Genomic DNA, 21872 nt, shown 5'->3' on the forward strand with positions numbered 1-21872 from the left:
ATGTCGAAGAGGAGATCCCCACGTCCTGGGTTCAGCACTGTACACCGTATCCCGCGAGGGAAGTTATACTGACAAAGCCTTGATTCGACAGTGCCTGTTTTACCCTGTGTCGGTTCTCTCGAACCTACCAGAGCGATAACGTGTATTTGTACAGGAGCCTCGCCATAACGAGATCGTTGTAAAACGAGAGGAATAATACGCTTATTTAAATTTACCGCTCAGAAAATTAAATAATGTTTAAGAACGGTTTAGACGATTTTTATTAATAAAATGTTGAGGGTTTATTTAGGTTAATTCATTTCTAATGGAGGATTAAATAATCAACGAAGGAGAGGGTAATGGCGTGGTTTGATAATCTGCTGAATCATTTTGCGCTGTATCCGGCACATCTTTTCGCGCTGTTATTTGTGATGGCGCTGAGTAAATCGACGGTGCTGATCTCCTCCGTGCTGCCGCCCGCCTCGGTGATGCTGCTGGCGGGCATTACCGTTAGCCAGACGAGCATGCATTCTGCACTGGCGTGGCTGGCCATAGTTTTGGGGGCAACGGCGGGTTCGGTGCTGAACTACCATATCGGCCAGCTGATGGGGCACACCCGGCTGGTCACGCGTTTCACCTCAAAGCATGCCGATAAGTTCTTGCGGGTACAGCATCAGTTGCAAAAGAACGGTGTCATCGTGCTGTTTACGTCGCGTTTTCTGGCGGTGTTGCGCTACATCGTGCCGCTGGCGGCGGGCATGCTCAGGCTGAATGCAGTCAAGGTCTACGCCGTCAGCCTGCTTTCCGCCTGCGCATGGGCGGCGCTGTATGTCGGCATTATCACCGGCATCAGCGCCTTTTGAGTTACAAACTCCCCATTCCGCCGTCCACCAGCAGCTCCGTTCCCACCGTGTAGCTCGACTCGTCGGACGCCAGATAGAGCGCGGCTTTTGCCAGCTCCGTCGTCGAGCCCATTCTGCCGAGCGGCACCAGCTTGATGATCTCCGCAGTCATCGCGTTAAGCGCCTCATCGCTTAAGCCCGTCTTCGTAAACGCCGGAGTTTCCACCGGACCGGGGCTCAGGCCGTTGACGCGGATCCCGCGCGGCAGCAGCTCCGCCGACAGCGTGCGCGCCAGCGACAGCAGGGCAGCCTTGCTCGCGGCATACACGCTGCTGGTGGGCAGGCCGATGCGCGCGCTCACCGAGCCGCAGAGGATCACCGACGACGGGTTATTCAGCAGCGGCAGCAGCGCCTTAATTAAAAAGAACGGCCCCTTCAGGTTGATGCCCATCAGGCGGTCCCACGCCTCCTCCTGCCAGGCTTCCAGCGGCGCGTGCGTTACGTCACCGGCGTTAAGAAACACCGCGTCCAGGCGTGGCCAGCGGGCGGTGAGGGTTTCCGCCAGCGCTTTTTGTGAGGCGATATCTCCTGCATCGGTCGGGATCACCCAGGCCTTATCGCCAAGAATACGTTCTGCTTCGGCGAGGGTGTCCGGGTTGCGTCCGGTCACGGCGACGCGCGCGCCTTCGGCGGTAAACGCCTGCGCGGTGGCAAGACCGATGCCGCTGGTGCCGCCGGTAATCAGCGTATATTTATCTGTTAAACGACCCATGTTCTTCTCCTGAAATGTCTCTGGAGAAAGCACTATAGAAACGTTAGTATCGAAAGGAAACCAGGTACCAAATGGATACTAAAGAGGCAAGAGGTGTGCTATGGCAGAAATGCTGGAGGTGTGCTGCGAAAAAAAAACTGAGGCGTATACCTGCCCGATGACGCAGTTTGTTAACCTGATTTCCGGTAAATGGGCGATCCCCATTCTCTACCGCCTGATTGTCTTTAACACGCCCGTACGCTTTGGCGATCTGCTGCGGGCCGCTGCCCCCATCACGCAGAAAGAGCTGACGAAGCAGCTGCGCCTGTTTGAGCAGCGCGGGCTGGTGACGCGGACGGTCTACCCGGAGATCCCCCCGCGCGTGGAGTATCAAATCACCGCGCTGGGGTTAACCCTGCAGGACGCACTCTCCCCGCTAGCCGCCTGGATGAGCGAGTACGGCGACCAGCTTGAGCGTTAGGCTACTGTTTTGCGTAGCGCGGTGCCGGAATGCCGGTGCGCGCGCTGTTGAACAGCTCAAGACGCGCCGCTTCGTAGCGATCCCACAGGCCGGCATCATGCATCGGCGGGATGGTGATCGGTTCACCCTGATCCAGACCCGCCAGCGATGCATCCACCATATCGTCGGTGGTCATCACCGATCCTTCCGGCAGATCGTTCACCGTGACGCCCGAATGGCTCCAGATTTCCGTCGCCGTGGCGGCGGGCAGCACAGCCTGAATGCGCACGCTGCTGTCGGCAAATTCTTCCTGTAACCCACGGGTAAAGCTCAACACCCACGCCTTGGTGGCGCTGTAGAGCGCGCTACCGGCGCGGACGTGCAGCGCTAACACCGAGGCGATATTGATCAGCGTGCCGCGATTGTTCTGCGCCAGGCGCGGCAGGATGGCGTAGGTCAGACGCATCAGCGCCGTGGTGTTCAGGGTGTTAATGGCCTGATGCTGCGCCACATCGCCTGCGAGGAACGGCGCCATCTGGGCGGTGCCCGCGTTGTTAATGAGCGTATCAATGGCGGTATTGCTGCGCAGCTCCTCTTCCACGGCGCGGATCCCCTGTTCATCGGTAAGATCGGCCACCAGAATATCGACGGCCACGCCGTAGCGCGCGCGAAGGTCGGCGGCAAGGGTTTTCAGGCGATCTTCGCGACGGGCGACCAGTACCAGGTTAGCGCCGCGCGCGGCAAGGCGATCGGCATAAACGGCACCAATTCCGGAAGAGGCGCCCGTAATCAGGGCGGTGGTGATTTGCGTAGTCATCGTGTGTTACCTCAAGGCAAAGTGGGTTATTTGGTTTCAAGATGAAACTGAATAAACTCTCTGCTATTTGGTTTTATAATGCAACCATATTTGCGAGCATTTTGTGCTTTTGCCGTCGGGAACTAGCAGGAGGGGAGTTTCGCCACGATCTCTTCAGGCGTCAGTTCGCGGCCATCGTCGGCGATAAGCGCCAGTTTACGCAGGGGTTTGCGCTGTTCGGTATCGACCAGAACGGTGCCGCATTCGTTTTCAGCAAACAAAAATTCATTCCCCCACTGGGAGAGGGCAACCAGCACCGTTTGCAGGGCGCGCCCCTTCTCGGTCAGGACATACTCCTGCCAGGCGCTGCCGTCGGACGCGGGCTGAAGCCGGAGGATGCCTTCGTCGACCAGCAGTTTTAGCCGCGTGGTCAGCATGTTTTTGGCGATACCAAGGCTTTTCTGGAACTCGCCGAAGCGTTTAATTCCGCGCAGCGCGTCGCGCACGATCAGCAGCGACCACCAGTCGCCGATGATATCCAGCGAACGGGCGACGGGGCAGGTGCTTTCTTCGAGGCGGGTACGTTTCACGGTCAATTCTCCGGTGGGGTGTGGTTTTATTATAAAACTTATTGGTGCACACAGTAAGCACGTTAATCATCAGTTTGAGAAATGCTTCCCGGAAAATTGTCACCAATCTGTCACACTGAAGGCGACATTTTAAAACGAGTGAGGAATTAGGGATGAGAAAAGCACTACTCGCGCTGGCAGTCGCCGGTTCCATTTCAGCAACGTTTGGCGTGCAGGCGCAAGAGACGCCGGAAGGGTATCAGCTGGAGCAAGTTTTAATCATGAGTCGTCACAACCTGCGCGCGCCGCTCGCCAATAACGGCAGCGTGCTGGAGCAGTCCACGCCGAAGCAGTGGCCGGAGTGGGAGGTGCCGGGCGGTCAGCTCACCACCAAGGGCGGCGTGCTGGAAGTCTATATGGGCCATTACATGCGCGAGTGGCTGGCGCAGCAGGGGATGGTGAAGACGGGAGAATGCCCGGCGGCGGATAGCGTTTATGCTTACGCCAACAGCCTGCAGCGTACCGTCGCCACCGCGCAGTTCTTCATCACCGGCGCGTTCCCGGGCTGCGACGTTCCCGTGCACCATCAGGACAAAATGGGCACCATGGATCCCACCTTTAATCCGGTGATTACCGATAACTCGCCGGAATTCCGCGAAAAAGCGCTCAAGGCGATGGAGTCCGAGCGGCAGAAAATGCAGCTTACCGAAAGCTATAAGCTGCTGGAGCAAATGACGAACTACGCCGATTCTCCGTCCTGCAAAGAGAAAAAGGTCTGCTCGCTGGCGGACGCGAAAGATACCTTTAGCGCCGACTATGAAAAAGAGCCTGGCGTATCCGGGCCGCTGAAGGTGGGCAACTCGCTGGTGGATGCGTTCACGCTGCAGTATTACGAAGGCTTCCCGGCCGACCAGGTGGCCTGGGGCGAAATCAAAACCGACCAGCAGTGGCGCGTGCTGTCTAAGCTGAAGAACGGCTATCAGGACTCGCTGTTTACCTCTACCGAGGTGGCGCAAAACGTGGCGAAACCTCTGGTGAAGTATATTGATAAAACGCTGGTCACCGAGCAGGCGAAAGCGCCTAAGATCACCCTGCTGGTGGGGCATGATTCGAACATTGCTTCCCTGCTCACCGCCCTGGATTTCAAACCCTATCAGCTGCACGACCAGCAGGAGCGCACCCCGATTGGCGGCAAGATTGTCTTCCAGCGCTGGCATGACAAAAACGCCAATCAGGAGCTGATGAAAATTGAGTATGTCTACCAGAGTTCAGAGCAGCTGCGTAACGCCAGCGTGCTGTCGCTGAAGTCCCCCGCGCAGCGCGTGACGCTGGAGCTGAAGGGCTGCCCGGTGGATGCGAACGGCTTCTGTCCTGTTGATAAATTCAATGCGGTGATGAATAACGCGGCGAAGTAAGAGAGAACCCCCCGCTACGGCGGGGGGAAACGCTTAGACGTTTTTACGTTCGATGGTTTGCTCGCCCCAGAAGAGCGAGTCTTTATCCGTTTTTTCGAAGGCGCGCACCAGCACCTCATCGTTACCTTCCTCCCAAATCTGCTCGGCCAGCTTTTCATCGTATTTCGCGACTTCAAAGATAGCTTCGGCAATCTCCGGAGAGGTGTTGCGTAAACTTGCCCATTCGCCCACGTGGTGAGCTTTGGATTCTTGAGTTGGCATGCTTGTCCTCCTGTTGGGTGTTAGCCGTTCAGTTTTTTGGCCAGACCCGCGACGTATTCACCCTGATAGCGGGCGATAGACAGTTCTTCATTGCTTGGCTGACGTGAGCCATCCCCACCGGCAATGGTGGTTGCGCCGTACGGCGTACCGCCACGCACCTGGGAAATGTCAAACAGCTCCTGGGCGCCGTAGCCAATCGGCACAATCACCATCCCGTGATGAGCAAGGGTAGTCCAGGTTGAGGTAATCGTCTGCTCCTGACCGCCGCCGGTGCCGGTTGAGCTGAATACGCTGGCGAGTTTCCCGTAGAGCGCGCCGGATGCCCAAAGTCCGCCGGTTTGATCGAGGAAGGTGCGCATCTGGCCTGACATATTGCCGAAGCGGGTCGGTGTGCCGAAGATAATGGCATCATAGTCCGCCAGCTCCTGCGGGGTGGCGACCGGGGCGTTTTGCGTTTTCCCCCCGGCTTTCAGGAAGGCTTCCGCCTGCATGGTTTCCGGTACGCGTTTCACCACAACCTCAACGCCATCAACCCTGTTCGCACCTTCTGCTACCGCGTGAGCCATGGTTTCAATGTGTCCATACATGGAATAATAGAGCACCAGAACTTTTGCCATTTTGCATCACTCCTCGTTTGTTTTTTCTGACAGCGGATCGCTGCGCTCATTTAAAGATATGTCATCACGGCCAGACTGCAAAAATGAACGCCATTTCTTTGATTTATAACAATATGGTTACAAAAAGTCTTTGTAGCAAAATGAAACAACTTTTTGGCGGCGGATTTTTGAAATGATAAGAAAGGTTTATGAATCGCCGTCGCGTCATCTCACCCGAAAGGCTGAGTTCATGTTGCAGAATATTACCTGCGGCTTGCCGGATAGCGGCATTCCACTAAGCTTAGTTTCACGCGGCACAGATAAAGGCTCTGTCCTTGTGTCGCGAGGTGAAAGAATCCTCTTTTACTGAATGCGATATGATGTCTAATGTTTCACATTCTGGAGGTTAGAGATGGCAAACCATCGTGGTGGTTCAGGTAATTTCGCAGAAGACCGTGAAAGAGCATCAGAAGCAGGCCGTAAAGGTGGCCAGCATAGCGGGGGCAACTTCAAGAATGACCCGCAACGCGCATCTGAAGCTGGCAAGAAAGGGGGTAAAAACAGCCACGGCAGCAGTAAGTAACACGCCGGGTTGAACCCCTGCCGCCGGGATCTCCCGGCGGTTTTTTTATTTCTGCAACATTGAACTGTAACCAAAGGCAACGCACACTAGAGAATTGATCTTAACCGCGAGTGCCGCATGTCTGTCTCACGCTTCAAATTCTCCGTTAAACCGCAGGAAGCCATCCTCATTCTCATCACCATGTTCTGGGGCGGGACGTTTCTGGCCGTTCAGTACGCGGTGACCCTCAGCGATCCGTTCTTTTTTGTTGGCCTGCGCTTTGCGACGGCGGCACTTGCCGTGGGGCTAATTTCGCTTAAAACGCTGCGGGGACTGACGCTGAAAGAACTTAAGGCCGGCGTGGCGATCGGGATGGCGATAGCGATGGGCTACAGCCTGCAGACGTGGGGATTGCAGACCATCTCCAGCAGTAAATCCGCGTTTATCACCGCCATGTATGTGCCGCTGGTGCCGCTACTGCAGTGGCTGTGCCTGGGGCGGCTGCCGGGGCTAATGTCCTGTATTGGCATCGTGCTGGCGTTTATCGGCCTGATCTTACTGGCCGGGCCGGAAAACAACCTGCTTGCGCTGGGGCCGGGCGAAATCATCACCCTGATTGGGGCTATTGCCATTGCGGCGGAAATTATTCTGATTAGCGCCTGGGCGGGCAAGGTCGACGTCAAACGGGTGACGGTGGTGCAGCTCGCCACGGCGTCGCTGGTGGCGTTTGCGACGATGGTTCCGGCAGGGGAATCCGTGCCGCCGATGTCCACCGGCCTGGTGGTGGTCGCACTGGGGCTGGGTATCTTCAGCGCCATTATTCAGGTCACTATGAACTGGGCGCAGCGCAGCGTATCGCCAACCCGCGCGACGGTGATTTATACCGGCGAACCGGTCTGGGCGGGGATTTTCGGACGCATTGCAGGCGAGCGCTTGCCGCTTCTGGCGCTGGTGGGCGCGGCATTTATTGTCGCCGGGGTGCTGGTGAGCGAGTTAAAGCTCAAACGGAAGAAAAACGCGCTGCCAGAAAATGACAGCGCGGCGTTAAATCAGGAATCCTGATGCACTACGGCGCCCTGCGGCGCGGCGGCCATCCGGCGGCTCAGCAGGGCGTTAAGCAGGATCGCGCCGAAGGTCGCCGTGCCAATCCCACCAATCGTGAACCCGCCCAGCGTCAGGGCAAAATCGCCCGCGCCCAGCACCAGCGTGACCGCCACCATAATCAGGTTGCCGTTCTGGCTGAGATCGACCCGATGCTGCACCCAGATACGCGCGCCGGCTACGGCGATCAGCCCAAACACCACGATTGAGGCTCCGCCGATGACCGGTGACGGAATAGTGTGGATCAGCGCGCCGAATTTCGGCGAAAATCCGAGCAGCATCGCCATCACCGCCGCCGCCACGAAGACCAGCGTCGAGTAGACCTTGGTCACCGCCATCACGCCGATGTTTTCAGCATAGGTGGTGACGCCGCTGCCGCCGACAGAGCCCGAAAGCATAGTTGCCAGCCCGTCACCGACGAACGCGCGGCCCATGTACGGGTCCATGCTGCGCCCGGTCATTCCCGCAACCGCTTTCAGGTGGCCTAAGTTCTCCGCCACCAGGATCACCGCCACCGGTGCGATAAGCATCATCGCCTGGGTGTTAAAGGTGGGCGAGGTCACCTTAGGCAGGCCGAACCAGGCGGCCTGGTGGAGCAGCGTAAAGTCAACCGGCTTGCCCAGGCCGAAAACGTTGGCCAGCAGGGCGTAGACCAGGCAAGCCACGATGAGTCCGACCAGAATCAGCAGCCGCTGAATCATGCCGCGCGTGAACACCGCCACCAGGCCGATGCACAGCACCGTGATCACCGCCATCCAGCTTTCAAACGGCGAGGCGGAGACGCTCCTGACCGCAATTGGCGCGAGGTTGAGGCCTATCGCCATCACCACGGCGCCCGTCACGACGGGAGGCATCATTCGCTCGATCCAGCGCGTGCCGATTTTCATCACCACCAGACCAATCAGGGTGTAGACCAGACCACAGGCGATGATGCCGCCGAGGGCCACGCTCAGGTTGGGGTTGATCCCCTGGCCGTTAAACCCGGTGGTGGCGATGACGACGCCCACAAAGGCGGCGCTGGAGCCGAGATAGCTGGGCACGCGCCCGCCGGTGACGAAAAAGAACAGCAGGGTACCGATACCCGACATCAGAATAGACAGGTTGGGATCGAGTCCCATCAGCATCGGCATCAGCACCGTGGCGCCAAACATGGCGACCGCGTGCTGGACGCCCATCACCATCGTCTGCCCGAGAGGGAGACGTTCATCCGGCGCGACCACGCCTGCTTCTGTGGAGGTCGATTTCAACTGCCAGTGGGGAAATCCGAACATGGTCTGTCTCCTTAAGGCGGGTTAACAGGCGGGTCGCATAAGCGCGTGGTAGCCGCGGTCAAACCACACCAGCCCTTGCGGCGCGGAGTGGCGAATAATCGAAATAATGTCGCAAAACAGAATGTCGTGGGTGCCGACGCTCACTACCTGGCTGATGCGGCAGTCAAACGAGGCCAGCGCATCTTCCAGGCGCGGACAGCCCGTGTCGCCCGTCTGCCAGCGGGCGGCGGCAAAGCGTTCCGCCATCGGCGTTTTTCCGCCAAACAGGTTAGATAAAGGCTCCTGTCCGGCGCTCAGGGTATTCACGCAAAGGGTGCGGTTTTCGCTAAACGTTGGCCAGACGGACGCGCCGCGGTTCAGGCACACCAGCAGGGTGGGCGGTGAATCCGTTACGCTGCACACCGCGCTGGCGGTGAAGCCTGCCATCCCCGCCGGGCCGTCGGTGGTGATGATATTGACCGCCGCGCCAACGCAGGCCATGGCGTCGCGAAAGGTTTGTTTATCCGGTGTTGTCATCATCGCTCCTTACGCCAGCCCGCAGGCATCCTCGAAGTCCAGGCGCGGCAGACGCCCGTACAGTTTGTTCGTGTCGCCGTAGCCAATATTGATCAGCAGATTGCTTTTAAGCGTCGTGCCGGTGAAAAAGGCTTCGTCGACCTTTTGACGGTCAAAGCCCGACATCGGACCGGTGTCCAGCCCCAGCGCGCGACAGGCGAAGATCAGGTAGGCAGCCTGCAGCGAGCTGTTGCGAAAGGCGGTCTCTTCCGCCAGCGCGGGGCTTGCGGTAAACCAGCTCTTTGCATCGCCGTGCGGGAACAGCTCGGGCAGGCGCTCGTAGAATTCACCGTCCCAGGCGACAATCGCCGTGACCGGGGCGGTGAGCGTTTTCTCGAGGTTGCCGCTGGAGAGCGCCGGGCGCAGCTTCTCTTTTCCCTCCGCGCTTCGCACAAACACAATGCGCGCCGGGGAGCAGTTGGCGGACGTTGGCCCCCATTTCATCAGGTTGTAGATTTCGCGCAGCGTTTCGTCGCTGACGGGCATATTCTGCCAGCCGTTATGGGTGCGGGCGCCGGTGAACAGCGTTTCCAGCGCGGCGGGGGTAATGGCTTCGCTCATTAAAGCTCCTTATAAAGCGGGTTCCGGGCTGTGCAGCAGGCTGGCAAGCCCGTTCAGCAGCAGGGTGTTGAAGGTATCCGGCTCGGTGACGTTGCAGGCATGCCCGCCCTGGCGCATCACCGCGCTGTGGCTGTGCGGGATCGCCGCCTGCAGTTCAGACGAGCAAACCGCGGGCACCAGCATGTCGTCGGCGGAGCAGATGATCTGTACCGGGCAGCGAATGCGCGCCGCATGGCGGCTGAAGTCGGCCTTTTTCAGGGCGCTAAGCCTGTGCAGCAGGTTAGTTTTGCCCTGGAAATGGGCCAGCGCCAGCGCTTCTTCGGCCTCAAGACGGGGGGCGCGGGCGGCCATCCAGTCCGCCGGATAGAGAAACAGCGGCTGCGCCTCGACCCACGCCTGTGCGCCGCCGTAATGCAGCAGGCGCTCGCGGACCTGAAAGCAGCGCCGGGTGTGGGCGTTGAGGGTCAACCAGCCGTTAACGCACACCAGCGCGGCGAGAACGTCGGGCCCGTCGAGGGCCAGCTGCAGGCCGACCAGCGCCCCCAGCGCGTGCCCCACGACGCTGTAGCGTTCAATCCCGGCATCCGCCAGCGCCCGGGCCAGCTCGTCCGCCATCTGCGCAAGGCTGTAGTCTTCCGGCAGGGTGGCGGGGTTATTGCCCGTTCCGAGCTGGTCATAGCACACCACCTGATACTCCGGCTCCAGCGCGGCCAGCTGGGGCAGCCAGTAGCTGCCGCTGCCGCCGAGACCGGAAATAAAGACCACCACGGGCGCGCCTTCATACGGGGGCGGCGAGACGGAAAGTTTCATACCTGCCTCACTTCGCGATGTGCGCAACGGTGGCGATTTCAACCAGCGCCTCTGGCTTCACCAGCCCGCACTGAATGCAGAACCGCGCCGGTTTATCGCCGGGGAAGAACTCGGCGTAAATCTCGTTAATCGCGGCGTAGTTTTTCCAGTCGGTGATAAAGATGCTGTTGAAGGTCACATCCTCCATGGTGCCACCCGCTGTTTCGATCACGTTTTTGATCGTCTCCAGCACGTGGCGGGTTTGCGCCTTTGGGTCGTTGATAAACACCACGTTGTTGTCTTTATCAAACGGCAGCGTGCCGGAGACATACACCACGCCGTCGGCAAGGGTGCCGGGAACAAACGGGGCAATCGGCGTACTGGTGCCCGGCGGAATAATCACGGATTTTGGCATCAGGTGTCTCCTCAGGCGATACGGGCAAGCGGGGGATTCAGGGCGTCGCAGAAATCATTGACGTTACTGACCCAGCCAAAAAAGGTTTCGATATTGAACAGGGCCGCCTTCTGGGCGAATTCCGGCCCGGCCTGGTGGGTCGCGTCTTCCAGCACCACGCCAAAATACTCGAGGAAAAAGCCGTCGCGCAGGGTCGACTCCACGCAGACGTTGGTGGCGATCCCGGTGAATATCAGATGGCGAATGCCCCGGCTGCGCAGCAGGCTATCGAGCGGCGTGTTGAAAAAGCCGCTGTAGCGCGGTTTGGGCAGGACAATATCGCCCGCCTGCGGTACCAGTTCATCCACCAGCTGATAGTCCCAGCCGCCTTTCGCCAGCAGCTTGCCCTGCAGTTCGGGCCGTTTACGCATGGTTTTCAGAGCGTTCGACTTGTGGAAGTTGGGCGAGCCGGGGCCGCCGGCCTCGACGTACTGGTCATCCCAGCCGTTCTGGAACCAGATGATGAGCATGCCCGCGGCGCGCGCGGCGGCGACGGCGGTTTTAATGTTCTCAATCACCGGCCGGGTGGCGGAGACGTCGAACCCCGCCAGATCCAGATAGCCGCCCTGGCTGGCGTAGGCGTTTTGCATGTCCACCACGATCAGCGCGCTCTGCTGGGGCGCGAAGGTAATAGCTTCCGGGCGTGCGTTAAGGGTCGTCATTACGCCACCTCCTTCGTGACGGCGGGGATGTGGGCGCGGCACTGCATCAGCGGCTGGATGCGTTCGCCGAAGGTCTCCACGCCGGTGAGGAAATCGTCGAAGGTCAGCAGAACGCCTTCCGCACCGGGCACGGCCGCCACTTCGTCCAGCATTCTGGCGACGCTGGCGTACGAGCCGACCAGGGTGCCCATGTTGATATTGACGGCGGAGGTCGGATCGGCCATCTGGCGAACGTTGGTATCTGCCCCGGAGCGGGTATCCTTCTGGCTCTGCTCGGTCAGCCAGCTCAGGGCCTCCTCGTCGGCACCATCCTTATAGCGCTCCCATTTGGCGCGCGCGGCGTCGTCGGTTTCGTCGGCAATGACCATAAACAGCACGTAGGAGCCCACGTCGCGCCCGGTTTTATCGGCGGCCTCTTTCATCCGCGCGGCGGTCGGGGCGAAGGCGGCAGGCGTATTCACCCCTTTACCGAAGCAGAAGTTGAAGTCGGCGTATTTGGCGGAAAATTCCATCCCCGCGTCGCTTTGTCCGGCGCAAATCACCTTCATCGGCACCGACGGCTGCGGGCTGACGCGGCAGTCGTTCATGGTGAAGAAATCGCCCTTGAAATCGCTTTTGCCGGTCCCCCACAGGTCGCGCAGCACCTGCACGTATTCGGTCAGGTAGTCGTAGCGACGCGAGAAGTAGTCGTCACCCGGCCAGAGCCCCATCTGCTCGTACTCCGGTTTTTGCCAGCCGGTGACCAGGTTGACGCCAAAGCGCCCGCCGGAGATCGAGTCGATGGTGGAGGCCATGCGCGCGACGATTGCCGGGGGCAGGGTGAGGGTGGCGGCGGTGGCGTAGATTTGGATCCGCGAGGTGACCGCGGCCAGCCCGGCCATCAGGGTAAAGGACTCCAGGTTGTGGTCCCAGAATTCGGTTTTGCCGCCAAAGCCGCGCAGCTTGATCATCGAAAGCGCAAAGTCGAAATGGTAGTGTTCCGCTTTCTGCACGATAGCTTTATTGAGCTCAAAGGTCGGCATGTATTGCGGTGCAGTGGTCGAGATAAGCCAGCCGTTGTTGCCGATGGGTACAAATACGCCAATTTTCATCACGAACCTCTCTTCATTACGTCGCAGGTGTAACGGTGTTTTTGCAAAGGCAGTGCCAGTTTTGAAAATGGCTGTGTTATTAATGTGTTAATTAGAAGTTGGTGGATTGATGCGGCCAAATGTGGACTAACTGGTCAAAAACATTGCACAGAAAACAGGCATTCATGCGCGATCGGAGTGCAGGGTGTCGTGGGGAGACGGGGGTTTTGCTATGCTGAGGGCAACGCAGAATAAGGAGAGCGGGAATGACACAAGGCGCAGTGAAAACACCAGGTAAACGTTCGCAGGCGGTGAGCGCCAAGAAGCAGGCAATCCTCAGCGCGGCGCTGGAGACTTTTTCGCAGTTTGGTATTCACGGCACGCGCCTGGAGCAGGTGGCGGAGCAGTCCGGCGTATCCAAAACCAATCTGCTTTACTATTACCCGTCGAAAGAGGCGCTCTATGTGGCGGTGATGCAGCAGATCCTCGATATCTGGCTGGCGCCCCTCAAAGCGTTCCGCGCAGAGCTGGCCCCGCTGGTGGCGATCAAAGAGTATATTCGCCTGAAGCTGGAGGTGTCGCGCGATTACCCGCAGGCGTCGCGACTGTTTTGTCTTGAGATGCTGCAGGGCGCGCCGCTGCTGCAGGCGGAATTAACCGGAGATTTAAAACAGCTGGTGGACGATAAGTCGGCCATTATTGCCGGATGGGTCGCCAGCGGAAAGCTGGCCCCGGTCGACCCGCATCATCTGATCTTTATGATTTGGGCCTCCACCCAGCATTACGCTGACTTTGCGGCCCAGGTTGAGGCGGTGACCGGTAAAACGCTCCAGGACGAGGCGTTTTTCCACAGCACCCTGGAAAACGTGCAGCGGATGATTATCGAAGGGATCCGCCTGCGCTAGTTTCCCGGCGGGAGAGGGCAGCTTAAGTCGCCCTCTTCACACTGCATCAGCGAGGCCAGAAACGCTTCGCGCTCCACGGTTTTTTCCGCCAGGCACTGGTTAACAATCATTGGCTGGACGCTCCCGCCTTCTGTCCCCGAACCGATAAAAGCGCAGTCCGCATCGCGCAGGGTAATCCACGCCTGCTGCGCTTTTTTCAGCAGGTCGCGCTGGGGTGCAGCAGCGCGCTTAACGGCGGCCTGATACGTCTGGTTGAGTTTTTTATCGGCAGCCTGGTACTGCTGCGCGCTACAGGTATTCAGTTCAAGCTGGGTGGTCGCGTTGTCGCACTCGTCGGCCAGCGCGCTGGCGCTCAGCAGCAGTGCCGCACTGGCGATAAGATATCGTTTCATATACTCCCCAATAAAATAAGGCTCCGTCTCCGGAGCCTTATTAGCACAGCGTTAGCCTATTGTCATCAGGCTGGCGTTACCGCCTGCTGCCGCCGTGTTGACGCTGAGCGAGCGCTCCACGTACAGACGCTCCAGCAGCAGGTTGGTTTCCCCGCGCGCAAAGCCCTGCACGGAAACGATGGCACCGCTGCGGGCCGCCACCTGCTCGCAGAGTTCACGCAGCTGATCGGAATCACCGTGGTAGATCACCGCATCAAACGGCTGGGTTAGCAGGTTATCGGCTTTCGCGAAGCGAATGCGGGCCGAGACCGCCTTCGGCAGCTGTTTGGCGAGATCGCGATGCAGGGCATCTTCCGGCCACAGCACTTCACAGCCGGTTGCCATGGCGGCGGCCAGCTGCACCAGCGCGTCCTGCTCGTTATCGGCCACGCACAGCACGCGCTCGCGCGGCATCAGCGTCCAGGTGTTGCGCTCGCCGGTTGGACCCGGCAGCAGACGCTGCGTGCCCGCCTGCGCCAGCTCGCCGTACTGCTTCGCGACGGCACGCAGTTCAGGGCGTTTTTCCGCCCAGGCGATCAGCGCCTCCAGCGGCTGGGTCAGCACGGTTTTCAGCTGCGCATCCACCGGATAGTCCGCATCCTGGCGTGCCAGGGTGACGCCCAGGGCGTTCTCCGGACGGTTCGCCAGCAGACGGTACAGGTAGAGCGGACCGCCCGCTTTCGGACCGGTGCCGGAAAGGCCTTCGCCGCCGAACGGCTGCACGCCCACGACCGCGCCGACCATGTTGCGGTTGACGTACAGGTTGCCCACTTTGGCGCTGCCGGTCACCTGCGCGATAGTCTCGTCGATACGGGTATGCACGCCGAGCGTCAGGCCATAGCCGGAGGCGTTGATCTGCTCAACCAGCTCGTTCAGGTTGTTACGGTTGTAGCGCACCACGTGCAGCACCGGGCCGAAGACCTCTTTTTTCAGCTCGTCGAAGCTTGCCAGCTCAATCAGCGTTGGCGGCACAAAGGTGCCGGTCCGCCATTCGCGGGCATCTTCGCTGTTCTCGCGCACCGCCTGGAACACCGGACGGCCTTTCGCGCGCATGGTCTGAATGTGGTTTTCGATGTTGGCTTTGGCCTCCGCGTCGATCACCGGCCCGATGTCGGTGGTGAGACGGCCCGGGTTGCCCATGCGGCATTCCGCCATCGCGCCGCGCAGCATCTTCAGCGTGTGGTCCGCCACGTCGTCCTGCAGGCACAGCACGCGCAGGGCGGAGCAGCGCTGACCGGCGCTGTCGAACGCGGAGGCCAGCACGTCGACCACCACCTGCTCGGTGAGCGCGGAGGAGTCAACGATCATGGCATTCATCCCGCCGGTTTCCGCGATGAGCGGCGTAGGACGGCCCTGCGCATCCAGACGGGTGGCAATGTTGCGCTGCAGCAGCGACGCCACTTCGGTCGAACCGGTAAACATCACGCCGCGCACGCGGTTGTCGGAGGTCAGTTTGGCACCGACCGTTTCACCACGGCCCGGCAGCAGCTGAACCACGCCCGCCGGCACGCCGGCTTCCAGAAGAATGTTGATGCCCTGCGCGGCAATCAGCGGGGTCTGCTCTGCCGGTTTTGCCAGCACGCTGTTGCCTGCGGCCAGCGCGGCGGCAATCTGGCCGGTGAAGATCGCCAGCGGGAAGTTCCACGGGCTGATACAGACTACCGGGCCGAGCGGACGGTGGGTTTCGTTATCGAAATCATCGCGCACCTGACCGGCGTAGTAGTGCAGGAAGTCGACGGCCTCGCGCACTTCGGCAATCGCGTTGCTGAAGGTTTTACCCGCCTCGCGCACCAGAATGCCGATGAGCGACTGCATCTGATCTTCCATCAACACCGCCGCACGCTCCAGAATCGCGGCGCGCTCCTGCGGCGGCGTGGCAAACCAGATAGGGGCGTTGTTAACGGCGCTGTCCAGCGCCTGATCCACTTCCGCTTCGGTCGCTTCACGCGCGTAGCCGACGATATCCTTCGGCTCGGCCGGGTTGATCACCGGCTGCATTTCGCCGTCTGCAACGGGCTGCTCCAGCATCGGTTTGGCCTGCCACTTCTGCAGCGCGCTGTTGAGCAGGGCAGAGGAGAGGGACGCCAGACGGTGTTCGTTGGCGAGATCCAGACCCGCCGAGTTGACGCGGCCTTTGCCGTACAGCTCGCTCGGCAGGGCAATCTTCGGATGCGGCAGGCCAACCTGGCCTTCCTGTGCCGCCATCTTCTCAACGGCCTGCACCGGGTCGGCCACCAGCTCGTCGAGCGGCAGGGTGGTGTCGGCGATGCGGTTAACGAAGGAGGTGTTCGCGCCGTTTTCCAGCAGACGACGCACCAGGTACGCCAGCAGGGTTTCGTGCGTTCCCACCGGAGCATAGATTCGGCATGGGCGGTTCAGCTTGCCGTCCGCCACTTTACCGGTGACCTGCTCGTACAGCGGTTCACCCATGCCGTGCAGGCACTGGAACTCGTACTGGCCTGGATAGTAGTTTTGCCCTGCCAGGCTGTAGATCGCCGCCAGGGTGTGGGCGTTGTGGGTAGCGAACTGCGGATAGATCAGGTTCGGCACGCCGAGCAGCTTTTTCGCACAGGCGAGGTAAGAGACGTCGGTGTATACCTTGCGGGTATAGACCGGATAGCCTTCCAGCCCTTCCATCTGGGCGCGTTTGATTTCGCTGTCCCAGTAGGCGCCTTTCACCAGACGGATCATCAGGCGACGGCGGCTGCGGCTGGCCAGGTCAATCAGGTAATCAATGACGAACGGGCAGCGCTTCTGGTAGGCCTGGATAACGAAGCCAATGCCGTTCCATCCCGCCAGCTCCGGCTCGAAGCACAGTTTTTCCAGCAGATCGAGGGAGATCTCCAGACGGTCGGCCTCTTCGGCGTCAATGTTAATGCCGATATCATACTGGCGCGCCAGCAGGGTCAGGGACTTCAGGCGCGGGTAGAGTTCTTCCATCACACGGTCGTACTGCGCGCGGCTGTAGCGCGGGTGCAGGGCAGAGAGCTTGATAGAGATGCCCGGGCCTTCATAAATACCGCGACCGTTGGACGCTTTACCGATGGCGTGGATCGCCTGCTGGTAAGAGACCATGTAGGCCTGCGCGTCGGCGGCGGTCAGGGCCGCTTCGCCCAGCATGTCGTACGAGTAGCGGAAACCTTTATCTTCCAGCTTGCGGGCGTTCGCCAGCGCTTCGGCAATGGTTTCCCCGGTGACAAACTGCTCGCCCATCAGGCGCATCGCCATGTCCACGCCTTTGCGGATCAGCGGCTCGCCGCTCTTGCCGATGATGCGGTTCAGAGAGCGGGAGAGGTTGGCTTCGTTATGGGTGGAGACCAGTTTGCCGGTAAACAGCAGGCCCCAGGTGGCGGCGTTGACGAACAGCGACGGGCTACGGCCAATATGGGAATGCCAGTTGCCGTTGCTGATCTTGTCGCGGATCAGCGCGTCGCGGGTGGCTTTATCCGGAATACGCAGCAGCGCTTCCGCCAGACACATCAGCGCCACGCCTTCCTGAGAGGAGAGGGAAAACTCCTGCAGCAGACCCTGAACCATCCCGGCGCGGCCGGTGGCGGTTTTCTGGTTGCGCAGCTTGTCGGCTAACTGATACGCCAGGCTGTGTGCCTGTGCGGCAATGGCTTCCGGCAGGCGGGCCTGCTCCAGCAGCATCGGCACGGCGTCGGTTTCGGCACGGCGGTAGGCGCCGGTAATGGCGGCACGGCTGACGGACTGCGGCAGGATCTGCTCGGCAAATTCAAGGAACGGCTGATGGTTCTCGTCGCCAGCGGCCGGGGCTTCTTCGCTTTCATTCGCCGCGCCGGCCAGCAGGGCAGGCAGTTCCGGCAGGCCCTCATCGCTCTCGAGTCTTTCGAGATAGTTAAAAATCGCCTGCTTGATTAACCAGTGCGGCGTGCGGTCAATGCGGGTTGCTGCGGTCTTAATCCGTTCGCGGGTTGCGTCATCCAGCTTAACCCCCATGGTGGTCATACCCATGCCAAAGCTCCTGTTGTTCTGTAATAGCGTTCTGTAGATAGCGTGAAATATCCCCTATGTTGCAACTTTGTGCAACCGTGTTAAATGTGACCTGGTTTGCAACCCGGAAAATGAATGGATTGTTAACGAATGGTTAGCTGGGAAAACGCGCTGGCTTTTGTGCGCGAGGCCTGGTTTTATGCGGTAGTTAACACTTTTCAAAGGTGCAACCCGTAAAAGCGTGAGCGAGTGCAACCTATAGGAAACTCGTATCAAACCGGGGATGAAATTGATGTAAATGCAGTGTTAAATCGTTTGTCAGCGGAAGGCGCATACGGCAGGATAGCGCGCCCAACCGAAACACAAGATACATTCACCTCGTTCCGGTGATCATATAACAAGGCAGCCCGGATGGTTGTCGCTCGACATTTTGGAGAATTTGAATGGCTATTAGCACACCGATGCTGGTGACATTTCTCGTTTATATTTTTGGCATGATCCTGATAGGGTTTTTGGCGTGGCGTTCTACAAAGAACTTTGACGACTACATTCTGGGCGGACGCAGTTTAGGCCCGATGGTGACCGCACTCTCTGCGGGCGCCTCCGACATGAGCGGCTGGCTGCTGATGGGGCTGCCCGGCGCGATTTTCATCTCCGGTATCTCTGAAAGCTGGATCGCCATCGGCCTGACCGTCGGCGCGTGGATCAACTGGAAGCTGGTGGCAGGCCGTCTGCGCGTGCATACCGAGGCCAACAACAACGCCCTGACGCTGCCGGATTACTTCACCGGACGTTTTGAAGATAACAGCCGCATCCTGCGCATTATCTCTGCGGTAGTTATCCTGCTGTTCTTCACCATCTACTGCGCCTCCGGCATCGTGGCCGGCGCGCGTCTGTTCGAAAGCACCTTCGGCATGAGCTACGAAACCGCCCTGTGGGCCGGTGCGGCGGCGACCATCCTCTATACCTTCGTGGGCGGGTTCCTGGCGGTAAGCTGGACCGACACCGTGCAGGCGAGCCTGATGATCTTCGCCCTGATCCTGACCCCGGTGATTGTGATTTTCACCGTTGGCGGCTTTGGCGAATCGCTGGAAGTGATCAAGCAGAAGAGCATCGAAAATGTCGACATGCTGAAAGGGCTGAACTTCGTAGCCATCGTCTCCCTGATGGGCTGGGGCCTGGGCTACTTCGGTCAGCCGCATATCCTGGCGCGCTTTATGGCGGCGGATTCTCACCACACCATCGTTCATGCCCGTCGCATCAGTATGACGTGGATGATCCTGTGTCTGGCAGGCGCGTGTGCGGTCGGCTTCTTCGGCATCGCGTACTTCAACAACAACCCGGCGCAGGCGGGCGCGGTCAACCAGAACGCCGAGCGCGTGTTCATTGAACTGGCGCAAATTCTGTTTAACCCGTGGATTGCCGGTATTCTGCTCTCCGCAATCCTGGCGGCGGTGATGTCTACCCTGAGCTGCCAGCTGCTGGTCTGCTCCAGTGCGATCACCGAAGACCTTTACAAAGCCTTTCTGCGTAAAAACGCGAGCCAGAAAGAGCTGGTGTGGGTAGGGCGCTTTATGGTGCTGCTGGTGGCGCTGATTGCCATCGCGCTGGCGGCCAACCCGGAAAACCGCGTGCTGGGCCTCGTGAGCTACGCGTGGGCGGGCTTCGGTGCGGCGTTTGGTCCGGTAGTGCTGTTCTCCGTCATCTGGTCACGTATGACCCGTAACGGCGCGCTGGCGGGGATGATCATTGGTGCGGTGACCGTTATCGTCTGGAAACAGTTCGCATGGCTGGGCCTGTACGAAATCATTCCGGGCTTCATCTTCGGCAGCATCGGCATCGTGGTGTTCAGCCTGCTGGGTAAAGCCCCGTCTGCCTCCATGCAGAAACGCTTTGCTGAAGCCGACGCGCATTACCACACTGCGCCGCCGTCTAAGCTCCAGGCAGAATAATTATTCTCGCTGCACAATGCAGGCCGGGTGAGCGCAAGCGCACCCGGCTTTTTTCTTGCCAAAATCCGTCATTTCCTGTGATATCCATGTGCTTATAACAATGAGGATAGCGAAGCATGACAATCAAAACAGGGGTAATGGCAGCAGCATTATTGATGCTCGCTGGCTGCACGACGCCATCGCAGCAGGCGGCGGTAGAGACCTGCAAAGCGGATAACCAGATGCAGCAAACCACGCTCTATTTCGGCTTAAATCGTCCTGCCGGGGCGCAGATCACCAGCAACGAGTGGCAGCAGTTTGTTGACCAGGACGTGACGCCGCGTTTCCGCGATGGCTTAACGGTGTTTGACGCGCGCGGGCAGTGGCTGGGGAACGACGGGAAAGTGGCGCGCGAACCCAGCAAAGCATTAATGCTGATCCACGGTAAAGATGCGCAGAGCGAGAAGAACATCGAAGCGTTGCGCGGGATTTATAAATCACGCTTCGCGCAGGAGTCGGTGATGCGCGTCGACCAGCCGGTGTGCGTGCAGTTCTAATAAAAACGGCGGGAAATCCCGCCGTTGCTGTATCGTAGGCCCGTGCAAGCGAAGCGCCGCCGGGCAAAAACACTTACAACACCAACCCCGCAAAGCTCGCCGACAGCAGGCTCACCAGCGTCGCGCCGTACACCAGACGCAGACCAAACCGTGACACCACGTTCCCCTGCTGCTCGTTCAGGCCCTTAATCGCCCCCGCCACAATGCCGATGGACGCGAAGTTCGCGAACGACACCAGGAAGACGGATAAGATGCCCAGCCCGCGAGGGGACATCTGATGCGCGATTTTTTGCAGCTCAATCATCGCCACAAATTCATTCGCCACCAGCTTGGTCGCCATAATACTGCCCGCGTTTAAGGCATCACTCAGCGGAATACCAATAAGCCATGCCAGCGGATAAAACACATAGCCCAAAATCTGCTGGAAACTCATGCCAAATACGCTGGAGAAGAGGGCGTTAACGGCGCTAATAAGCGCGATGAAGCCAATCAGCATGGCCAGAATAATCATCGCCACCTTAAAACCGGCCAGAATATACTCGCCGAGCATTTCGAAGAAGCTCTGCGATTCATGCAGCTTTTCCAGCTTGATATCCGGCTCCGCTTCCGGGCGCGCCGGGTTGATGACGGAGAGAATAATAAAGGTGCTGAACATGTTCAGAATCAGCGCCGCGACGACAAATTTGGCGTCGAGCATGGTCATATAGGCGCCGACAATCGACAGGGAGACCGTCGACATGGCCGTGGCCGCCATGGTGAAGAGACGACGCGAGGAGAGATCGCCCAGCACGCCTTTGTAGGCAATGAAGTTTTCCGACTGGCCGAGGATCAGCGAACTCACCGCGTTGAAGGATTCCAGCTTGCCCATACCGTTCAGTTTTGACAGCAGCGTGCCGATGACCCGAATAAAAATCGGCAGGATCCGCCAGTGCTGAAGAATACCAATCAGCGCGGAAATAAAAATAATTGGGCAAAGCACGCCGAGGAAAATGAACGCCAGCCCTTTTTCCCCCATTCCGCCAAAGACGAAATTGGTCCCTTCACCGGCAAATTTAAGCAGTGACTCAAAAAATCCCGAGACGTATTTAATCAGGAATAACCCGCTTTCGGCGTGCAGGAAAAAGAACGCCAGGGCAATCTCAATGACAATAAGCTGTAAAACATAACGAATGCGAATTTTTCGGCGGTCGAAACTCACCAGCCAGGCGAGCGCAAGAATAATCACCAGCGCCAGCAGGAAATGGACAATCTTAAACATGGTTTATTTTCAGTTGGTTTTTGAGAAGGATATTTAGCCACAGCGCTGGTTAACCGTAAATGGGCAATTTTATTATAACTTATAAACTTAACGGTAACGTTGGCAACTATTAACAGGCTTTGCGTTTACAACTCGTCATCAA

The 21872-nt window shown here is 59.0% G+C and carries 23 protein-coding genes and 1 riboswitch; of the genes, 8 read left to right on the forward strand and 15 right to left on the reverse strand.

Annotated elements, in window-relative coordinates; genetic code table 11:
• Window positions 1-9 precede the first annotated feature (9 nt).
• Window positions 10-179, reverse strand: a riboswitch (M-box (ykoK) riboswitch).
• 159 nt (window positions 180-338) lie between these two features.
• Complete coding sequence (locus tag ACMWLG_RS01615; RefSeq protein WP_045401766.1) at window positions 339-842, forward strand: DedA family protein; 504 nt, start codon at window positions 339-341, stop codon at window positions 840-842.
• Window position 843: 1 nt separating this feature from the next.
• Here the strand turns inward: ACMWLG_RS01615 and ACMWLG_RS01620 are convergent, their stop codons facing one another.
• Window positions 844-1593, reverse strand: coding sequence for an SDR family oxidoreductase (locus ACMWLG_RS01620; RefSeq protein ID WP_414762939.1), 750 nt, complete (start codon window positions 1591-1593; stop codon window positions 844-846).
• A 100-nt stretch (window positions 1594-1693) separates the two neighbouring features.
• Between ACMWLG_RS01620 and ACMWLG_RS01625 the strand changes: the two genes are divergently transcribed.
• Complete coding sequence (locus ACMWLG_RS01625; protein ID WP_033145157.1) at window positions 1694-2053, forward strand: winged helix-turn-helix transcriptional regulator; 360 nt, start codon at window positions 1694-1696, stop codon at window positions 2051-2053.
• Window position 2054: 1 nt separating this feature from the next.
• Here ACMWLG_RS01625 and ACMWLG_RS01630 read toward each other — a convergent pair whose 3' ends face one another.
• On the reverse strand, window positions 2055-2849 hold the full coding sequence (locus ACMWLG_RS01630) for an SDR family NAD(P)-dependent oxidoreductase (protein WP_023311073.1): 795 nt from the start codon (window positions 2847-2849) through the stop codon (window positions 2055-2057).
• A 122-nt stretch (window positions 2850-2971) separates the two neighbouring features.
• On the reverse strand, window positions 2972-3418 hold the full coding sequence (locus ACMWLG_RS01635) for a winged helix-turn-helix transcriptional regulator (RefSeq protein WP_045401772.1): 447 nt from the start codon (window positions 3416-3418) through the stop codon (window positions 2972-2974).
• 152 nt (window positions 3419-3570) lie between these two features.
• On the opposite strand from ACMWLG_RS01635, the gene agp reads away from it, so the two are divergent.
• Window positions 3571-4812 (forward strand): bifunctional glucose-1-phosphatase/inositol phosphatase, encoded by a 1242-nt coding sequence (gene agp / locus ACMWLG_RS01640; RefSeq protein WP_045401775.1) that lies wholly within the window; start codon window positions 3571-3573, stop codon window positions 4810-4812.
• Between the two features lie 33 nt (window positions 4813-4845).
• Here the strand turns inward: agp and ACMWLG_RS01645 are convergent, their stop codons facing one another.
• Window positions 4846-5073, reverse strand: a complete 228-nt coding sequence (locus ACMWLG_RS01645; RefSeq protein ID WP_008499832.1) for a YccJ family protein — start codon at window positions 5071-5073, stop codon at window positions 4846-4848.
• Window positions 5074-5093: 20 nt separating this feature from the next.
• The gene (wrbA, locus tag ACMWLG_RS01650) at window positions 5094-5690 is read right to left on the reverse strand and encodes an NAD(P)H:quinone oxidoreductase (RefSeq protein WP_023311076.1); all 597 of its coding nucleotides are present in this window, start codon (window positions 5688-5690) and stop codon (window positions 5094-5096) included.
• Window positions 5691-6081: 391 nt separating this feature from the next.
• On the opposite strand from wrbA, the gene ACMWLG_RS01655 reads away from it, so the two are divergent.
• On the forward strand, window positions 6082-6252 hold the full coding sequence (locus ACMWLG_RS01655; RefSeq protein WP_023311077.1) for a general stress protein: 171 nt from the start codon (window positions 6082-6084) through the stop codon (window positions 6250-6252).
• 117 nt (window positions 6253-6369) lie between these two features.
• Window positions 6370-7293 (forward strand): DMT family transporter, encoded by a 924-nt coding sequence (locus tag ACMWLG_RS01660; protein ID WP_045401780.1) that lies wholly within the window; start codon window positions 6370-6372, stop codon window positions 7291-7293.
• Here the strand turns inward: ACMWLG_RS01660 and rutG are convergent.
• Genes rutG through rutA form a run of 7 tightly spaced genes read right to left on the reverse strand, consistent with a single transcriptional unit; the run spans window position 7281 to window position 12715 of the window.
• Window positions 7281-8603: a pyrimidine utilization transport protein G gene (gene rutG / locus ACMWLG_RS01665; RefSeq protein ID WP_023311081.1), complete on the reverse strand. Its 1323-nt coding sequence runs from the start codon at window positions 8601-8603 to the stop codon at window positions 7281-7283. The genes ACMWLG_RS01660 and rutG overlap by 13 nt on opposite strands.
• A gap of 21 nt (window positions 8604-8624) precedes the next feature.
• Window positions 8625-9119, reverse strand: a complete 495-nt coding sequence (rutF, locus tag ACMWLG_RS01670; RefSeq protein ID WP_045401783.1) for an NADH-dependent FMN reductase RutF — start codon at window positions 9117-9119, stop codon at window positions 8625-8627.
• Window positions 9120-9128: 9 nt separating this feature from the next.
• On the reverse strand, window positions 9129-9719 hold the full coding sequence (locus ACMWLG_RS01675; protein WP_045401786.1) for a malonic semialdehyde reductase: 591 nt from the start codon (window positions 9717-9719) through the stop codon (window positions 9129-9131).
• Between the two features lie 9 nt (window positions 9720-9728).
• Window positions 9729-10529, reverse strand: coding sequence for a pyrimidine utilization protein D (rutD, locus tag ACMWLG_RS01680; RefSeq protein ID WP_045401789.1), 801 nt, complete (start codon window positions 10527-10529; stop codon window positions 9729-9731).
• Window positions 10530-10536: 7 nt separating this feature from the next.
• Window positions 10537-10923 carry a pyrimidine utilization protein C gene (rutC, locus tag ACMWLG_RS01685; RefSeq protein ID WP_045401792.1) on the reverse strand — a complete coding sequence of 129 codons (387 nt, stop codon included), beginning with the start codon at window positions 10921-10923 and terminating at the stop codon, window positions 10537-10539.
• Window positions 10924-10934: 11 nt separating this feature from the next.
• Window positions 10935-11624 carry a pyrimidine utilization protein B gene (rutB, locus tag ACMWLG_RS01690; RefSeq protein ID WP_045401795.1) on the reverse strand — a complete coding sequence of 230 codons (690 nt, stop codon included), beginning with the start codon at window positions 11622-11624 and terminating at the stop codon, window positions 10935-10937.
• Window positions 11624-12715 (reverse strand): pyrimidine utilization protein A, encoded by a 1092-nt coding sequence (gene rutA, locus ACMWLG_RS01695; RefSeq protein ID WP_023617762.1) that lies wholly within the window; start codon window positions 12713-12715, stop codon window positions 11624-11626. Before rutA ends, rutB begins: the two co-directional genes overlap by 1 nt.
• 245 nt (window positions 12716-12960) lie before the next feature.
• Between rutA and rutR the strand changes: the two genes are divergently transcribed.
• Window positions 12961-13599 carry an HTH-type transcriptional regulator RutR gene (gene rutR, locus ACMWLG_RS01700; RefSeq protein ID WP_023311087.1) on the forward strand — a complete coding sequence of 213 codons (639 nt, stop codon included), beginning with the start codon at window positions 12961-12963 and terminating at the stop codon, window positions 13597-13599.
• Here the strand turns inward: rutR and ACMWLG_RS01705 are convergent.
• Both ACMWLG_RS01705 and putA read right to left on the reverse strand, forming a co-directional pair.
• Window positions 13596-13991 (reverse strand): lysozyme inhibitor LprI family protein, encoded by a 396-nt coding sequence (locus ACMWLG_RS01705; RefSeq protein ID WP_045401798.1) that lies wholly within the window; start codon window positions 13989-13991, stop codon window positions 13596-13598. The two genes, rutR and ACMWLG_RS01705, sit on opposite strands and share 4 nt — an antisense overlap.
• 51 nt (window positions 13992-14042) lie before the next feature.
• Window positions 14043-18005 (reverse strand): trifunctional transcriptional regulator/proline dehydrogenase/L-glutamate gamma-semialdehyde dehydrogenase, encoded by a 3963-nt coding sequence (putA, locus tag ACMWLG_RS01710; RefSeq protein WP_045401802.1) that lies wholly within the window; start codon window positions 18003-18005, stop codon window positions 14043-14045.
• A gap of 422 nt (window positions 18006-18427) precedes the next feature.
• Here putA and putP point away from each other — a divergent pair, with 422 nt between their 5' ends.
• Both putP and ACMWLG_RS01720 read left to right on the forward strand, forming a co-directional pair.
• Entirely contained in the window at window positions 18428-19936 is a 1509-nt protein-coding gene (gene putP, locus ACMWLG_RS01715) for a sodium/proline symporter PutP (RefSeq protein WP_045401805.1), read from the forward strand.
• A 116-nt stretch (window positions 19937-20052) separates the two neighbouring features.
• Complete coding sequence (locus tag ACMWLG_RS01720; protein WP_045354576.1) at window positions 20053-20472, forward strand: DUF3574 domain-containing protein; 420 nt, start codon at window positions 20053-20055, stop codon at window positions 20470-20472.
• A 73-nt stretch (window positions 20473-20545) separates the two neighbouring features.
• On the opposite strand, the gene ACMWLG_RS01725 is transcribed toward ACMWLG_RS01720, so the two are convergent.
• A complete protein-coding gene (locus ACMWLG_RS01725) occupies window positions 20546-21730 on the reverse strand; it encodes a NupC/NupG family nucleoside CNT transporter (RefSeq protein WP_045354577.1) in 1185 nt (394 codons plus the stop codon).
• Window positions 21731-21872 lie beyond the last annotated feature (142 nt).

This window comes from Enterobacter sp. 01-M-02-SI-ECC (assembly GCF_047530595.1).
Taxonomy (GTDB): Bacteria; Pseudomonadota; Gammaproteobacteria; order Enterobacterales; family Enterobacteriaceae; genus Enterobacter; species Enterobacter cloacae_M.

Bases quoted from the DNA above. Each gene is read 5' to 3' on its own strand.
- ACMWLG_RS01615 (WP_045401766.1), top strand. From the start codon at position 339: ATGGCGTGGTTTGATAATCTGCTGAATCATTTTGCGCTGTATCCGGCA.
- ACMWLG_RS01620 (WP_414762939.1), bottom strand. From the start codon at position 1,593: ATGGGTCGTTTAACAGATAAATATACGCTGATTACCGGCGGCACCAGC.
- ACMWLG_RS01625 (WP_033145157.1), top strand. From the start codon at position 1,694: ATGGCAGAAATGCTGGAGGTGTGCTGCGAAAAAAAAACTGAGGCGTAT.
- ACMWLG_RS01630 (WP_023311073.1), bottom strand. From the start codon at position 2,849: ATGACTACGCAAATCACCACCGCCCTGATTACGGGCGCCTCTTCCGGA.
- agp (WP_045401775.1), top strand. From the start codon at position 3,571: ATGAGAAAAGCACTACTCGCGCTGGCAGTCGCCGGTTCCATTTCAGCA.
- ACMWLG_RS01645 (WP_008499832.1), bottom strand. From the start codon at position 5,073: ATGCCAACTCAAGAATCCAAAGCTCACCACGTGGGCGAATGGGCAAGT.
- wrbA (WP_023311076.1), bottom strand. From the start codon at position 5,690: ATGGCAAAAGTTCTGGTGCTCTATTATTCCATGTATGGACACATTGAA.
- ACMWLG_RS01655 (WP_023311077.1), top strand. From the start codon at position 6,082: ATGGCAAACCATCGTGGTGGTTCAGGTAATTTCGCAGAAGACCGTGAA.
- ACMWLG_RS01660 (WP_045401780.1), top strand. From the start codon at position 6,370: ATGTCTGTCTCACGCTTCAAATTCTCCGTTAAACCGCAGGAAGCCATC.
- rutG (WP_023311081.1), bottom strand. From the start codon at position 8,603: ATGTTCGGATTTCCCCACTGGCAGTTGAAATCGACCTCCACAGAAGCA.
- rutF (WP_045401783.1), bottom strand. From the start codon at position 9,119: ATGACAACACCGGATAAACAAACCTTTCGCGACGCCATGGCCTGCGTT.
- ACMWLG_RS01675 (WP_045401786.1), bottom strand. From the start codon at position 9,719: ATGAGCGAAGCCATTACCCCCGCCGCGCTGGAAACGCTGTTCACCGGC.
- rutD (WP_045401789.1), bottom strand. From the start codon at position 10,529: ATGAAACTTTCCGTCTCGCCGCCCCCGTATGAAGGCGCGCCCGTGGTG.
- rutC (WP_045401792.1), bottom strand. From the start codon at position 10,923: ATGCCAAAATCCGTGATTATTCCGCCGGGCACCAGTACGCCGATTGCC.
- rutB (WP_045401795.1), bottom strand. From the start codon at position 11,624: ATGACGACCCTTAACGCACGCCCGGAAGCTATTACCTTCGCGCCCCAG.
- rutA (WP_023617762.1), bottom strand. From the start codon at position 12,715: ATGAAAATTGGCGTATTTGTACCCATCGGCAACAACGGCTGGCTTATC.
- rutR (WP_023311087.1), top strand. From the start codon at position 12,961: ATGACACAAGGCGCAGTGAAAACACCAGGTAAACGTTCGCAGGCGGTG.
- ACMWLG_RS01705 (WP_045401798.1), bottom strand. From the start codon at position 13,991: ATGAAACGATATCTTATCGCCAGTGCGGCACTGCTGCTGAGCGCCAGC.
- putA (WP_045401802.1), bottom strand. From the start codon at position 18,005: ATGGGTATGACCACCATGGGGGTTAAGCTGGATGACGCAACCCGCGAA.
- putP (WP_045401805.1), top strand. From the start codon at position 18,428: ATGGCTATTAGCACACCGATGCTGGTGACATTTCTCGTTTATATTTTT.
- ACMWLG_RS01720 (WP_045354576.1), top strand. From the start codon at position 20,053: ATGACAATCAAAACAGGGGTAATGGCAGCAGCATTATTGATGCTCGCT.
- ACMWLG_RS01725 (WP_045354577.1), bottom strand. From the start codon at position 21,730: ATGTTTAAGATTGTCCATTTCCTGCTGGCGCTGGTGATTATTCTTGCG.